At 66.9% G+C, this 13,698-nt stretch carries 10 protein-coding genes and 1 pseudogene; 10 read left to right on the forward strand and 1 reads right to left on the reverse strand.

Translation table 11 applies throughout. The features are described 5' to 3' along the window. Window positions 1-8 precede the first annotated feature (8 nt). The 9 genes and pseudogenes from HUX88_RS25960 (at window position 9) to HUX88_RS26000 (ending at window position 9,778) form a co-directional block, all read left to right on the forward strand. Window positions 9-1,103: a Gfo/Idh/MocA family protein gene (locus HUX88_RS25960; RefSeq protein ID WP_176363637.1), complete on the forward strand. Its 1,095-nt coding sequence runs from the start codon at window positions 9-11 to the stop codon at window positions 1,101-1,103. 38 nt (window positions 1,104-1,141) lie between these two features. Then, window positions 1,142-2,023, forward strand: coding sequence for a hypothetical protein (locus HUX88_RS25965; protein WP_117014655.1), 882 nt, complete (start codon window positions 1,142-1,144; stop codon window positions 2,021-2,023). Then, complete coding sequence (gene wecB, locus HUX88_RS25970) at window positions 2,023-3,138, forward strand: non-hydrolyzing UDP-N-acetylglucosamine 2-epimerase (protein WP_176363638.1); 1,116 nt, start codon at window positions 2,023-2,025, stop codon at window positions 3,136-3,138. The genes HUX88_RS25965 and wecB overlap by 1 nt, the downstream gene beginning before the upstream one ends. A 14-nt stretch (window positions 3,139-3,152) precedes the next feature. After that, a complete protein-coding gene (gene galE, locus HUX88_RS25975; protein ID WP_117014653.1) occupies window positions 3,153-4,163 on the forward strand; it encodes a UDP-glucose 4-epimerase GalE in 1,011 nt (336 codons plus the stop codon). A 9-nt stretch (window positions 4,164-4,172) separates the two neighbouring features. After that, a complete protein-coding gene (locus HUX88_RS25980) occupies window positions 4,173-5,333 on the forward strand; it encodes a sugar phosphate nucleotidyltransferase (RefSeq protein WP_117014652.1) in 1,161 nt (386 codons plus the stop codon). Next, window positions 5,330-6,744, forward strand: a pseudogene (locus HUX88_RS25985) (mannose-1-phosphate guanylyltransferase/mannose-6-phosphate isomerase). Before HUX88_RS25980 ends, HUX88_RS25985 begins: the two are co-directional and overlap by 4 nt. 251 nt (window positions 6,745-6,995) lie before the next feature. Continuing rightward, entirely contained in the window at window positions 6,996-7,535 is a 540-nt protein-coding gene (locus HUX88_RS25990) for an FxDxF family PEP-CTERM protein (protein ID WP_117014649.1), read from the forward strand. Window positions 7,536-7,607: 72 nt separating this feature from the next. Beyond that, window positions 7,608-8,627, forward strand: coding sequence for a TIGR03790 family protein (locus HUX88_RS25995; RefSeq protein WP_229213363.1), 1,020 nt, complete (start codon window positions 7,608-7,610; stop codon window positions 8,625-8,627). A gap of 104 nt (window positions 8,628-8,731) precedes the next feature. Then, a complete protein-coding gene (locus tag HUX88_RS26000; RefSeq protein ID WP_117014648.1) occupies window positions 8,732-9,778 on the forward strand; it encodes an acyltransferase in 1,047 nt (348 codons plus the stop codon). Here the strand turns inward: HUX88_RS26000 and HUX88_RS26005 are convergent. Further along, window positions 9,738-10,346 (reverse strand): PEP-CTERM sorting domain-containing protein, encoded by a 609-nt coding sequence (locus HUX88_RS26005; protein WP_117014647.1) that lies wholly within the window; start codon window positions 10,344-10,346, stop codon window positions 9,738-9,740. The two genes, HUX88_RS26000 and HUX88_RS26005, sit on opposite strands and share 41 nt — an antisense overlap. A 318-nt stretch (window positions 10,347-10,664) precedes the next feature. Between HUX88_RS26005 and HUX88_RS26010 the strand changes: the two genes are divergently transcribed. Next, window positions 10,665-13,691, forward strand: a complete 3,027-nt coding sequence (locus HUX88_RS26010) for an ExeM/NucH family extracellular endonuclease (RefSeq protein ID WP_176363640.1) — start codon at window positions 10,665-10,667, stop codon at window positions 13,689-13,691. Window positions 13,692-13,698 lie beyond the last annotated feature (7 nt).

The following is a 13,698-nucleotide window of genomic DNA, read 5'->3' on the forward strand; positions in this document are numbered from 1 at the left end:
AAAATGAAATGATACGTCTCGCTGTAGTAGGTCTGGGCAAAATGGGGTTGTCGCACCACGCGATGATCAACGCGCACGCGCGCGTCAAGGTGGCCGCCGTGTGCGACGCCACCGGCTATGTGCTCGATGTGCTGAAAAAATATACCGGGGTGCCGACCTACACCGACTTCGACGCCATGCTGCGCGAGGTCGAGCTCGACGCCATCATCATCGCCACGCCGTCGTCGATGCACGCGCGCATGGTCAAGGCGGCGCTGGAGAAGAACATCCACGTGTTCTGCGAAAAGCCGTTTTGCCTGGACACCGCCGAAGGCGAAGCGGTGACCCGGCTGGCGGAGGAAAAAGGCCTGGTCAACCAGGTCGGCTACCACTACCGCTTCGTCGGCGCCTTCCAGGAGGTCAAGCGCCTGCTCGAGCTGAACGCCATCGGCGAGGTCACCCACATGCTGGCCGAGGCCTACGGCCCGGTGGTGCTCAAGCCCAAGGGCTCGACCTGGCGCACCCAGCGCGCCGAGGGCGGCGGCTGCCTGTACGACTACGCGGCCCACCCGCTCAATCTGCTCAACTGGTACTTCGGCGCGCCGCGCGGCGTCGGCGGCTCGGTCCTCAACAACATCTTCTCGGCCGACACCGACGACGAGGTGTTTTCCACGCTGTATTTCGACGGCGGCAAGAGCGCCCAGCTGTCGGTCAACTGGAGCGACGAGTCGTTCCGCAAGATGAGCACCAAGATCTCGATCTGGGGCAAGAACGGCCGCATCGTCGCCGACCGCCAGGAGGTGCAGGTCTACCTGCGCAGCGCCGACGGCCTGCCGGCGCCCTACCGCCAGGGCTGGAACGTGCGCTACACCACCGAGCTGACCGAGCCGGTCGACTTCTACCTGCGCGGCGAGGAGTACTCGGCCCAGCTCGACTATTTCGTGCGCTGCATCGAAAACGGCGCCGCCGCCAGCAACGTCAACTCCTTCGAGTCCGCGATGGCGACCGACCGCGTGATCTCGCAGCTGATCGCCGACGCCGCCAAGGGGCCGTCCGTGCTGGCCGGCGACGCCTTGCCGGAAGCGCCCAAAAAGAAGAAGGGCTTCTTCTTCGGCAGCCGCTGACCCGGCCTTTTTTCTACACAGCATACTGGAGCAGCAATATGGATCGTTTGTTATTTGGTGATAATCAGTTCTTCGGCGTCAACCACATGTCGGAGGAAAAGGCGCGCGCCCAGGCGATGCGCTTCCAGGACACCGGCGCCATCATCGAGGTGCTGGACCACGCCTACGACGAGGGCGTGCAGTCGTTCATGTGCACCACCCACGACCGCATCGCCGAGGTGTGCGAGCACATGCGCGCCGACCCCGTGCGCTACAAGGACTTCAAGTTCATGCCCTGCATGCCGTACGCGCACAAGTACGCCAACGCGGTCACCGAGGACGGCATGCTGGGCGCGCTCAAGCGCTTCATGCCGGACGAGGGCTTCCTCAACGCCGCGCTGCGCGGCGGCATGTCGCTGGCGACCAAGGATATCGAAGGCATCACCACGCTGCTGATCGACGCCGAGATGAAGATGTTCGCCGGCCTCAACACCCCGGTGATCTTCCTGCAGAACGTGGTGGTCGACCTGCTGCTGGGGCTGGGCTTCAAGGATGCGTTCCGCATCTTCGCCGAGCACGTGCGCAAGCGCTACAACGCCGAGCCGGGCTTCATCACGATGAATTTGCCCAAGCTGCTCGACGTGCTCGACGAGCTGGGCATCGAGAACCCCATCGTCTGCGCCAACATCAACAAGATCGGCTTCCGCATGTCGGGCGGCTTCGCGGCCTACGAGGCGGCGCTGCGCGAGCGCAAGTTCCGCGCGATCGCCATGTCGGTGTTCGCCTCCGGCGCGATCGCGCCGCAGGAGGCGATCGAATGGGTGTGCCGGCAGCCCAACATCGAGTCCATCGTGTTCGGCGCCTCCGGCCGCGGCAACATCCGGAACACGCGCGAACTGGTGGACCGCCACTGGCCGTCCGGCAAGGTCGAGGCGGCGTGATGAAGACCATCTACCTGGTGGCCGGCGCGCGCCCCAACTTCATGAAGATCGCCCCCATCGTGCGGGCGCTGCGGGGCCACGCGCGGCTGGCGTACAAGATCATCCACACCGGCCAGCATTACGACCGCGACATGAACGAGGTGTTCTTCGAGGAGCTGGGCATCCCGGCGCCGGACCTGTTCATGGCGGCCGGCGGCGGCAGCCACGCCGAGCAGACCGCCAAGATCATGCTGGCCTTCGAGCAGCTGTGCGTGGCCGAGCGGCCCGACGCGGTGCTGGTGGTGGGCGACGTCAATTCCACGCTGGCGTGCTCGATCGTCGCCAAAAAGCTCAACATCCCGGTGGCCCACGTCGAGGCCGGCCTGCGCAGCGGCGACATGACCATGCCCGAGGAAATCAACCGGCTGGTCACCGACAGCATCTCGGACTGGTTCTTCGTCACCGAGCCGAGCGCGGTCGGCCACCTGCGGCGCGAAGGCAAGCCGGAGGCGGCCATCCACTACGTCGGCCACGTGATGGTCGACAACGTGCTGTACCAGGCCGAGCAGCTCGCCGCCGGCGACCGCAGCCGCTACGAGGGCAGCGCCTACAAGGCCGCGCACCCGCGCTACGGCGTGGTCACGCTGCACCGCCCCAGCAACGTCGACGACGCCGCCATGATGGGCCGCATCGGCGCCGCGCTGACCGAGATCGCCGCCGAGCTGCCGCTGATCTTCCCGGTGCATCCGCGCACCCGCGCCAACCTGGAGCGCTTCGGCATCGCGCTCGGGCCGAACGTCACGCTGGTCGGCCCGCAGGGCTACATGGCCTTCCTGAACCTGTGGAAGGACGCGGTCATGGTGCTGACCGACAGCGGCGGCCTGCAGGAGGAGACCACGGCGCTGGGCGTGCCGTGCATCACCATCCGCGACAACACCGAGCGGCCGGTGACGGTGGACGAGGGCAGCAACGTGCTGGCCGGCACCGACCCGGCCACCATCGTGGCCGAGGCGCGCAAGGTGCTGGCCGGCCAGGGCAAGCAGGGCCGCCGTCCCCACCTGTGGGACGGCCAGGCGGCGCAGCGCATCGTCGCGGTGCTGGACCGGCAACTGGCGGCCGCTGGCGCCACAACGTGATCGAGGAGCGAGCAATGGCGGCAAGGAAGATATTGGTGACGGGCGGCATGGGCTATATCGGCTCGCACACGGTGGTGGAGCTGCTGGCCGCCGGCCACGAGGTGGTGGTGCTGGACAATCTGTGCAACGCCCGGGCCTCGGTGCAGGCGCGGGTGGAGCGCATCGCCGGCCGCCGCTTCACGCTGGTCGAGGGCGACGTGCGCGACCGCGCCGCGGTGGACGCGCTGTTCGCCGCCCACCGGATCGACGCGGTGATCCATTTCGCCGGCCTGAAGGCGGTGGGCGAATCGGTCGAGCAGCCGCTGCGCTACTACGACAACAACGTCACCGGCAGCCTGGTGCTGTTCGAGGGCATGGCCCGCGCCGGCGTCAAGACGCTGGTGTTCAGCTCCTCGGCCACGGTGTACGGCGACCCGGCCTCGGTGCCCATCCTCGAGCACTTCCCGCTGTCGGCCACCAATCCCTACGGCCGCAGCAAGCTGATGATCGAGGAGATGCTGCGCGACCTGCACAAGGCCGATCCGGGCTGGCGCATCGCGCTGCTGCGCTACTTCAACCCGGTGGGCGCGCACGAAAGCGGCCTGATCGGTGAGGAGCCGAACGGCATCCCCAACAACCTGGTGCCCTACATCGCCCAGGTGGCGGACGGCCGCCGCGCGCAGCTGTCGGTGTACGGCGGCGACTACCCGACCCCGGACGGCACCGGCCTGCGCGACTACATCCACGTGGTCGACCTGGCGCTGGGCCACCTGGCCACCTTGTCCAAGCTGGCGACCGGCGCCGGCGTTTTCACCTACAATCTGGGCACCGGCCGAGGCAACAGCGTGCTGGAGATGGTGCGCGCATTCGAGGCGGCCAGCGGCCGTCCCGTGCCCTACCAGGTGGTGGCGCGCCGCGCCGGCGACATCGCCGCCTGCTACGCCGACGCCAGCCTGGCAGAACGCGAGCTGGGCTGGAAGGCCCGGCGCAACGTCGAACAAATGTGCACCGACTCCTGGCGCTGGCAGACCACGCCCACTGAATAGGAGACCAGCATGAAAGCGATGATACTTGCGGCAGGCAAGGGCACCCGCGTGCGCCCGTTGACGTACGATTTGCCCAAGCCCATGATCCCCATCCTGGGCAAGCCCGTGATGGCCTACCTGATCGAGCACCTGCACAAGTACGGCGTGACCGAGATCATGGTCAACGTCAGCTATCTGCATGAAAAGATCGAGGAGTACTTCGGCGAGGGCCACCAGTACGACGTGCAGATCGGCTACTCCTTCGAGGGCTACACCACCGACGACGGCGAGGTCGTGCCGCAGCCGCTGGGCTCGGCCGGCGGCATGAAGAAGATCCAGGAGTTCGGCGGCTTCTTCGACGACACCACCATCGTGCTGTGCGGCGACGCGCTGATCGACCTCGACATCAAGTCGGCGCTGTTCGAGCACCGCCGCAAGGGCGCGCTGGCCTCGGTCATCACCAAGGAGGTGCCGTGGGACAAGGTCTCCAGCTACGGCGTGGTGGTCGCCGACGACAACGGCCGCATCACCGAGTTCCAGGAAAAGCCCGGCCAGCACGAGGCCAAGTCCAACTTCGTCAGCACCGGCATCTACCTGTTCGAGCCCGAGGTGATCGACCTGATCCCGTCGGGCCAGACCTTCGACATCGGCTCCCAGCTGTTCCCGCTGCTGGCCGAGAAGGGCATGCCGTTCTACGCCCAGACCCGCAACTACAACTGGATCGACATCGGCAGCGTGACCGACTACTGGGAAACCTGCCAGAGCGTGCTGATGGGCGAAGTGGCCAACCTGCACATGCCCGGCATCCAGATCAACGACGGCCTGTGGGTCGGCCTGAACACCAGCATCGACTGGCAGGGCACCACCATCGAGGGCCCGGTCTACATCGGCTCCGGCGCCCGCGTCGAGGCCGGCGTGCACATCGTCGGCCCGACCTGGATCGGGCATGGCAGCCACATCTGCGCCGGCGCCCGGGTCGTGCGCAGCGTGCTGTTCGAGTACACCCGGGTGTTACCGAATGTTTCTTTAAATGAGATGATCGTGTTTAAGGACTATAGTGTCGACCGCGCCGGCGAGATGAAGCACGTGTCCGAGACCGATCCCGACTCGTGGGCCAACGCCCGCGACCGCCGCAGCAAGCGGCGAACCGAACACAGCAGTGATTTAACAGATAAGAGACTCAGAGCATGAAAATTTACCCAGTGATCCTGTCGGGCGGTTCCGGCACGCGTTTATGGCCCTTGTCGCGCGCCGTGATGCCCAAGCAGCTGCTGCCGCTGGTCTCGGAGCGCACCATGCTGCAGGACACCGCGCTGCGCCTGCACGGCAAGGCGCACATGATGGCGCCGCTGGTGGTGTGCGGCAACGAGCACCGCTTCCTGGTCGCCGAGCAGATGCGCGAGATCGGCATCGCCCCGCTCGGCATCCTGCTGGAGCCGGTCGGGCGCAACACCGCGCCGGCCGTGGCCGCCGCCGCCCACTACCTGCGCGCCATCGACGCCGACGCCGTCATGCTGGTGCTGCCGGCCGACCACGTGATCGACAACGTCGAGGCCTTCTACGCCGCCATCGGCCACGCTTGCGCCATGGTGGACGGCGGCGCGCTGGCCACCTTCGGCATCGTGCCGACCGGCCCGGAGACCGGCTACGGCTACATCCGCAGCGGCGCGCCGGCCGCCGCCGCCCACTGCTACGGCGTCGAGCGCTTCGTCGAGAAGCCGGACCGCGCCACCGCCGAGGGCTTCGTCGCCGCCGGCAACTACTACTGGAACAGCGGCATGTTCCTGTTCCGCGCCGACAGCTACCTCAAGGAGCTGGAGCAATACGCGCCGGCCATCGCCGGCGCCACCGCGGCGGCGGTCGGCAAGGACTACCGCGACCTCGACTTCTGCCGCCTGGACGAGGCCTCGTTCACCGCCTGCCCGTCGGACTCGATCGACTACGCGGTGATGGAGCACACCCGCCACGCCATCGTCGTGCCGGCCGACATCGGCTGGAACGACGTCGGCTCGTGGTCGGCGCTGTGGGAGGTGCAGCCGCAGGACGGCCAGCGCAACGCCACCCGCGGCGACGTCTACCTGGACGACGTCAGCGGTTCGCTGGTGCGCGCCGAGAGCCGCATCGTGGCCGTGGTCGGCGTCAAGGACGTGGTCGTGGTGGAGACCAACGACGCCGTGCTGGTGTGCCACAAGGACCAGGTGCAGCGCGTCAAGAACATCGTCGAGCACCTGAAGACCAAGCAGCGCACCGAGCACCTGCACCACACCAAGGTCTACCGCCCGTGGGGCTGCTACGAGGGCATCGACGTGGGCGAGCGCTTCCAGGTCAAGCGCATCACCGTCAACCCGGGCGGCAAGCTGTCGCTGCAGATGCACCACCACCGCGCCGAGCACTGGATCGTCGTCAGCGGCACCGCCCGCGTGACCTGCGGCGACCAGGTCACGCTGCTGACCGAGAACGAATCGACCTACATCCCGATCGGCGCCACGCACCGCCTGGAAAATCCGGGCAAGCTGCCGCTGCACCTCATCGAAGTCCAGTCCGGCAGCTACCTGGGCGAGGACGACATCGTCCGCTTGAAGACGTCTACCAGCGCGCCTGAGCGAGTCCACGGCGGCCCCGGCCGAGCAGCGGGGCCGCCGATTTTCGTCTTCGCGCGTGTGGCCCTCGCCTACGCCGTCCGCCACCTCCCGTTTTCCTGGAGCCGGCGGCCCCGCCCGCGCCTGGCCGGCCCGGCACGCGCGATATGCGCGCCGCCGCGATCGTCGCGGCGGGCCGATGCTGGATAAATCCGCAGTGATCGAGCAACCGGCGGCAGCGCGCGCGGCCGCCATTTCTTAAGGGAGGTGATGTATGAAGCGTATACAAACAGTGATGGCGGCCCTGATGCTGACGGGCGCCGCAGGCCTGCCGCTGGCGCATGCCGCCGACATCAGCCAGGGCGTGCACACGCTGGACCTGAGCGCCGGCGCCGCCGTGCTGATGCATGAATTCGGCGCCGGCAACGCCGGCAACACGTTCAGCGACCGCTACAATTTCACGGTGGACGGCGGCGCGGCGCTGGGCGCCCTGGTCGGCAGCCTGGACCAGGCCAGCCTGGGCTTGGGCGGGGCCGGCTTCGACAGCTTCAAGCTGTACAACTCGGCCGGCCTGTCGCTGGACGGCGCGCGCCAGTCGGCGCCGGGCGCGGCGGCCGAGGTCTGGACGCTGAGCGCCCGCCACCTGGTGCCGGACAGCTACTACCTGCTGGTCAGCGGCACGGTGCGCAACGCCGCCGCCGGCAACTACGTCGGCTCGGTGGCCATCAGCGCGGTGCCGGAACCGGCCAGCTATGGCATGCTGCTGGGCGGGGCCGGCATCGTCGGCTGGCTGGCGCGCCGCCGCAAAGCCTGACAATGACGCTATAATCTCAACGGAAGCCGCCGCTTCCGTTTTTTTATCACCCTCAACCGCGATAGACTTCCCTTGCGATTTTTCTTACCTCTACTGGCCGCGCTGTTGGCGCTGTCCGGCGCGGCCCGCGCGCAAAACGTCCCGGTCGCCGGCCTCACGGCCGCCCAGTTGGCGGTGGTCATCAACGACGACGAACCCAACAGCGTTGAGCTCGGCGAATACTACCGCAAGGCGCGCGCCATCCCGGCCGCCAACATGGTGCACGTGCGCATCCCGCACCGGCCGCGCAAGCTCGACGCCGAGCAGTTCGAGGCGCTCAAGGCGCAGATCGACGCCAGGCTGGGCCCGGACATCCAGGCCGTGCTGATGGTCTGGACCGCGCCGTACGCGGTCGAGTGCAACTCGATCACCTCGGCCTACACGCTGGGCCTGGACAGCGGCCTGTGCGCCAAGCCCTGCGCCCCGAGCAAGCCCAGCGGCTATTTCAATGCCATGGGCGGCAAGCCCTACACCGACTACCAGATGCGCATCTCGATGCTGCTGCCGACCGACTCGGTGGAAGCGTCGAAGGCCTTGATCGACCGCGGCGTGCTGGCCGGTTTCGCCATGCCCACCGCCACCGCCTACTTCCTGCGCACCAGCGACGCGGCGCGCAGCAGCCGCGCACGCTTCTTCCCGCGCTCGATGGGCGTGCCGTCGAAGAAGCTGACGATCAAGACGCTGCAGACCGACAGCATCGAGCAGGCCGACGCCATCGTGGTCTATGAGACCGGGCTGGCCCACGTCCCCAAGCTGAACACGCTGAAATTCGTGCCGGGCGCGCTGGCCGACCACCTGACCTCGTTCGGCGGCGACTTGCTGGCCGAGGGCGGGCAGATGAGCAGTCTGCGCTGGCTGGACGCCGGCGCCACGGCCAGCTATGGCACTGTCAGCGAACCGTGCAACCACTGGCAAAAATTCCCCAATTCGACGGCGCTGCTGGCGCATTACCTGCGCGGCAACAGCGCGATCGAGGCTTACTGGAAAAGCGTGGCCTGGCCCGCCCAGGGCGTATTTGTCGGGGAGCCGCTGGCGGCGCCGTATCGCCATTGATCCCGCCATGAAGAATCGGCCACGCAGCGCGACATGTATGTGAAAAGTGATGATATAATAGCAACTCAAATGGTCTGCGTCGTTCATTTCACATTAGGATAGCAATGCTCAAGGCACTTCAGGCAGGGCGGGCACTCGCAGCGATCGCGGTCGCGGCCTTCCATCTATCGATCAGCATGGGGATCGAGCGCTACGGCGGCAAAGCCGTCTTTGGCGAATACACGCGCTTTGGTGATCATGGCGTGGATTTCTTCTTCGTTCTTTCCGGTTTCATCATTTTATTCGCGCACGTGGATGATATTGGCCGTCCGGAGAAGTGGGCCGGCTATATTCGAAAACGTTTCATCCGCCTGTTCCCTATTTACTGGGTGTACTCGGTTCCATTTATTGTTTTGCTGCTGCTGGGATTCGGCACGGATGCGAAATTGCCGACGACGCTGGCCGACTGGGTGACCGATCTGACATTGGTGCGTTTCACCAACGCGCCGCCCATCCTGCCGCCATCCTGGACCTTATTTCATGAAATCGCGTTTTACGCGATTTTCTCGTTGTTGATCGTCAAGCGGCAGTTTGGCATCGCGGCGTTCGCGCTGTTCATGGCGGGGTGCCTGGCGCATTACAATTTCCCCGCCCCCGAGGCCAGGACGCCGCTGAACGTCTACACGGGAGCATACAATTTCTACTTTATCTTTGGCATGGGGGCGTATTGGCTCTACACCAAAGGCGGAAGCGGCGCGCGAGAACTTCTCGCCGGCCTGGTGCTTGCCGGCCTGGGCCTGGCCATGGGAGATTTGCCGTATCGTTCAGGATCGCTGGTGCTGGGGCTGGCGTTTGCGTTTATTCTGGCGGGCGTGACCAAGCTGGAGCTGGCTGGCTGGATACGGGTACCCAATGTGCTGAACTATATCGGCAACGCCTCGTATTCGATCTATCTGATCCACGAGGCGCTGGAAGGATTGTTGTTGAAGGTGGTGCTGCGCACCGGCATATACGGAAAGGCAGGCGCGGCGGCAAGCTATGGCATCGTCCTGGCCGGGACGGTGGCTTTGGGTTGCCTCGCCTACGCTGTGGTGGAAAAGCCGTTGCTTGATTTCTTGCGAAAACGTACTTTCAGCAACAAGGTGCGACTTGCCCATGGCGTGAAGCCGTAATACGCGCCCGTCTGCGAGCCAGCGCCAGCAGCGCCAGGCCCGCCAGCCACATCGTATAGCTGTACGGTTCCGGCACCGGGGGCGGGGCCGAGTCCGCTGCCAGCGCCAGGCGCTGCTCCGCGCGGCCGGCCGCAGTCGCCGCCACCCAGCCGGGCGGCCAGTCGGTGCGCGGCAAGCCGTAGTCGGCGTCGTCGGCCGCTCCGGGCCGCGACGGCAGGCGCCGCCACGCTTCAGACTGGTCGACACCGCTCTGATGGCGATTCCATTCCATGACCTCCTCATAGAGCGCCAGCCGCTGCGTCGGCGACAGGCCGTCGTTGAGCGCTTCGTCGGCAGCGCGCCCGGCGTCAACCATGCGGCAGGGGTCATATACCACATCGATATTGATTTTCCTGGGCGGCTTGGCGGGTTTCTTTCCAGCGGGCGGTTTGGCGGGCGCCCCGGCTTGGGGCGGCTGAGCAAGCGGGCAGCTGCCGTACTGCGACGACCCCGCCGGCAGGCCGGCGGCCGGCGCCGTCAACGGCGCCAGCAGGGCGCATACGATAGCGAAGTCGCGTAAAGTCTTCATGATGCACACTCCATGCGGCAGCGGCACGGCGCTGTCGCGGCAGGCGGGCGGGCGGCCCGTATTCTTAAACTGGCCATGCGCGGGGCTGGGGCGCGGGAAACGAAGATGGATCGCAGGGGTATTTCTAAATTGAAATTTTAATTGCGTTTAAGTAATGGTAGCACGGTGCCGGACCAGATGCGAGGGAAACCTTAGTCCGAACGGACTAAAGGGATGTCATCAAGGCGTCAATCCGCCGGCTTAATATGCAAAATGCAATTTCTGAAATCATTTTGTCAAGACCGGCGCGCCGACCTTTTTTCTACCCAGGACCCACACATGAAAACAACCTTCCACTCGCCGAACGCCCAGGCTGCCTCCACGCCGGGCCGGCGCACCATCATCGCCGCCGCCCTGATGGCCGGCCTGTCGGCGTCGGCCCACGCCGATTCGCCGGTCGTGATCAGCCAGGTGTACGGCGGCGGCGGCAACAGCGGCGCCACCATCAAGAACGATTTCATCGAACTGTTCAACCGTGGCACGCAGCCGGTCAGCCTGGCCGGCTGGAGCGTGCAGTACGCCAGCGCGTCCGGTTCCTCGTGGCAGGTCACCAAGATCAGCGGCAGCCCGGTGCTGCAGCCCGGCCAGTACTACCTGGTGCAGGAGGCGGCCGGCACCGGCGCCGGCGCGCTGCTCACGCCGGACAGCACCGGCACCATCCCGATGAGCGGCACCACCGGCAAGGTCGCGCTGGTCAGCGACGGCAACGCCTTGTCCGGCGCCGCCCCGGCCGGCGGCACGCTGGTGGACCTGCTGGGCTATAACGCCGGCTACTTCGAAGGCACCAACGGCCCCGGCCTGAGCAACACCACCGCCGCGCTGCGCGCCAACGGCGGCTGCACCGACACCGACAACAACGGCAGCGACTTCGCCACCGGCGCGCCCAATCCGCGCAACACCGCCAGCGCGCTGCATTCGTGCGGCGTGCCGCCGGCGCCGCCCATCGTCGCCAGCTGCCCGGCCAGCCTGGCCATGGCGGGCGGCTTCGCCGGCAGCGCCGACCTGAGCGCGACCGACGCCGACGGCATCGTCAACAACGCCGTCATCACCTCGACCGCCGTGCCCGGCATCGGCCTGGTGAACTTCCAGGCCGCATCGGCCGCCGGCGCCAACGCCACCGTCAGCCTGAGCGTGGGCGCCGGCGTGGCGCAGGGCAGCTATCCGGTCGTGGTGCGCTTCGACAACGACCAGTCGCAGCAGGCCAGCTGCACCATCAACGTCAGCGTGGCCTCGCCGACCGGCGTCACCCACAGCATTCCGCAGATCCAGGGCCCGGGCGAGACCAGCCCGTACGCCGGCACCGTGCAGACCACCGAGGGCGTGGTCACGGCCAAGGTCGGCTCCGGCTTCTTCCTGCAGGACCCGGTGGGCGACGGCGATCCGCTGACCTCGGACGGCATCTTCGTCTACACCACGGCCGCCAACAGCGGCACCGTGCAGGTCGGCGACCAGGTCCGCATCACCGGCACCGTCACCGACTACGCGCCGGTGGCCGGCGGCCACGCCTACACCGAGTTGCAGAACATCAGCGCCATCGTCAAGACCGGCAGCGGCATCGCCGTCACTCCGACCAACATCCAGCTGCCGTACGCCAACCTGGGCCAGGTCGAAGGCATGCTGGTGCGCTTCACCAACGCGCTGACCGTGTCGCAGCTGGAGTTCCTGGGCGACCGCGGCGAGGTGACCTTGTCGTCCGGCCGCCTGGAGGCGCCGACCAACCACTACCGCGCCGGCTCCAACGAAGCCAAGGCGCTGGCGCTGGCCAACGCCGGCAACCAGATCGTGCTGGACGACGGCATCTTCACCACCCCGACCACCATTCCCTACCTGGGCGCGGACGGCTCGCTGCGCGCCGGCGACACCGTCTCCGGCCTGACCGGCGTGGTGGACTTCGGCGCCAAGGGCGGCGGCGGCGCCGGCTTCAAGCTGCAGCCGACCGTGGCCCCGGTGTTCTCGCAGGATAATCCGCGCACCGCGCCGCCGGCCCTGGTCGCCGGCAACATCAAGGTCGCCAGCGCCAACGTGCTGAACTACTTCACCACCTTCACCAACGGCACCGACGTCGAAGGCCACACGGGGCAGGGCTGCGCGCTGGGATCGAGCGTCAGCAAGTCCAACTGCCGCGGCGCCGACAACCTCAACGAGTTCAACCGTCAGACCGCCAAGATCGTCGGCGAGCTCAAGTCCATCGACGCCGACGTCTTCGGCCTGATGGAAATCCAGAACAGCGGCGAGTACACGGTCGGCTACCTGGTCAAGGCGCTCAACGAGGCGATCGCGCCGGGCACCGGCTTCCAGACCTACGCGGTCGTGCCCAAGCCGGCCTCCACCGGCACCGACGCCATCCGTGTCGCCATGATCTACAAGCCGGCCGCGCTGACGATGGTGGGCGGCGCCATGTCCGACGCCGACAGCATCAACAACCGTCCGCCGATGGCGCAGACCTTTGTCGCCGCCAACGGCGCCAAGTTCTCGCTGATCGTCAACCACCTGAAATCGAAGGGCAGCTGCCCGACCGGCTCCGGCGGCGACGCCGACAAGGGCGACGGCCAGAGCTGCTGGAACGCCACCCGCGTCAACCAGGCCACCCGCCTGGTCACCACCTTCGCGCCGCAAGTGGCCGCCGCCGCCGGCGACGCCAAGGTGCTGATGATCGGCGACTTCAACTCCTACGGCATGGAAGACCCGATCAAGGTCATCACCGACACCGGCTACGTCAACCAGCTGGAGCGCTTCGTGCGCGGTGGCGGCGGCATGCCGTACTCCTTCGTCTTCAACAGCGAGGCGGGCTACCTGGACCACGCGCTGGCCAGCGCCGCGCTGACGCCGTCCGTGGTGGACGCCGCCGAATGGCACAACAACGCCGACGAGCCGACCGTGGTCGACTACAACACCGACGGCAAGCCGGAAGACAAGTACACCGCCGCGCCGTACCGCGCCTCCGACCACGACCCGGTCGTGATCAGCCTGAACCTGGCCGCGCCGTACAGCGACATCAGCGCCGGCGTCAAGACGTCCGCCACCGGCCTGGTGTTCAACCGCGCCGCCGGCAAGTACAGCTCGACGTACTCGGTCACCAACACCGGCGCGGCCGCGCTGAGCGGTCCGTTCCAGGTCGAGTTCGACGGCCTGCCGGCCGGCGTCACGCTGAGCAACGCCAGCGGCAGCCACGCCGGCGCGCCGTACATCACGGTCAACGCCGCCACGCTGGCGCCGGGCGCCACCGTCTCGTTCGCGCTGAGCTTCAGCAAGACCGGCACGGCCAACATCAGCTACACCACCAAAGTCTACAGCGGCAATTTCTAAGGATACG

Origin of the sequence: Duganella sp. BJB1802 (assembly GCF_013369445.1) — a bacterium.
Classification (GTDB): Bacteria; Pseudomonadota; Gammaproteobacteria; order Burkholderiales; family Burkholderiaceae_D; genus Rugamonas; species Rugamonas vulcania_A.

Bases quoted from the DNA above. Each gene is read 5' to 3' on its own strand.
- HUX88_RS25960 (WP_176363637.1), top strand. From the start codon at position 9: ATGATACGTCTCGCTGTAGTAGGTCTGGGCAAAATGGGGTTGTCGCAC.
- HUX88_RS25965 (WP_117014655.1), top strand. From the start codon at position 1,142: ATGGATCGTTTGTTATTTGGTGATAATCAGTTCTTCGGCGTCAACCAC.
- wecB (WP_176363638.1), top strand. From the start codon at position 2,023: ATGAAGACCATCTACCTGGTGGCCGGCGCGCGCCCCAACTTCATGAAG.
- galE (WP_117014653.1), top strand. From the start codon at position 3,153: ATGGCGGCAAGGAAGATATTGGTGACGGGCGGCATGGGCTATATCGGC.
- HUX88_RS25980 (WP_117014652.1), top strand. From the start codon at position 4,173: ATGAAAGCGATGATACTTGCGGCAGGCAAGGGCACCCGCGTGCGCCCG.
- HUX88_RS25990 (WP_117014649.1), top strand. From the start codon at position 6,996: ATGAAGCGTATACAAACAGTGATGGCGGCCCTGATGCTGACGGGCGCC.
- HUX88_RS26000 (WP_117014648.1), top strand. From the start codon at position 8,732: ATGCTCAAGGCACTTCAGGCAGGGCGGGCACTCGCAGCGATCGCGGTC.
- HUX88_RS26005 (WP_117014647.1), bottom strand. From the start codon at position 10,346: ATGAAGACTTTACGCGACTTCGCTATCGTATGCGCCCTGCTGGCGCCG.
- HUX88_RS26010 (WP_176363640.1), top strand. From the start codon at position 10,665: ATGAAAACAACCTTCCACTCGCCGAACGCCCAGGCTGCCTCCACGCCG.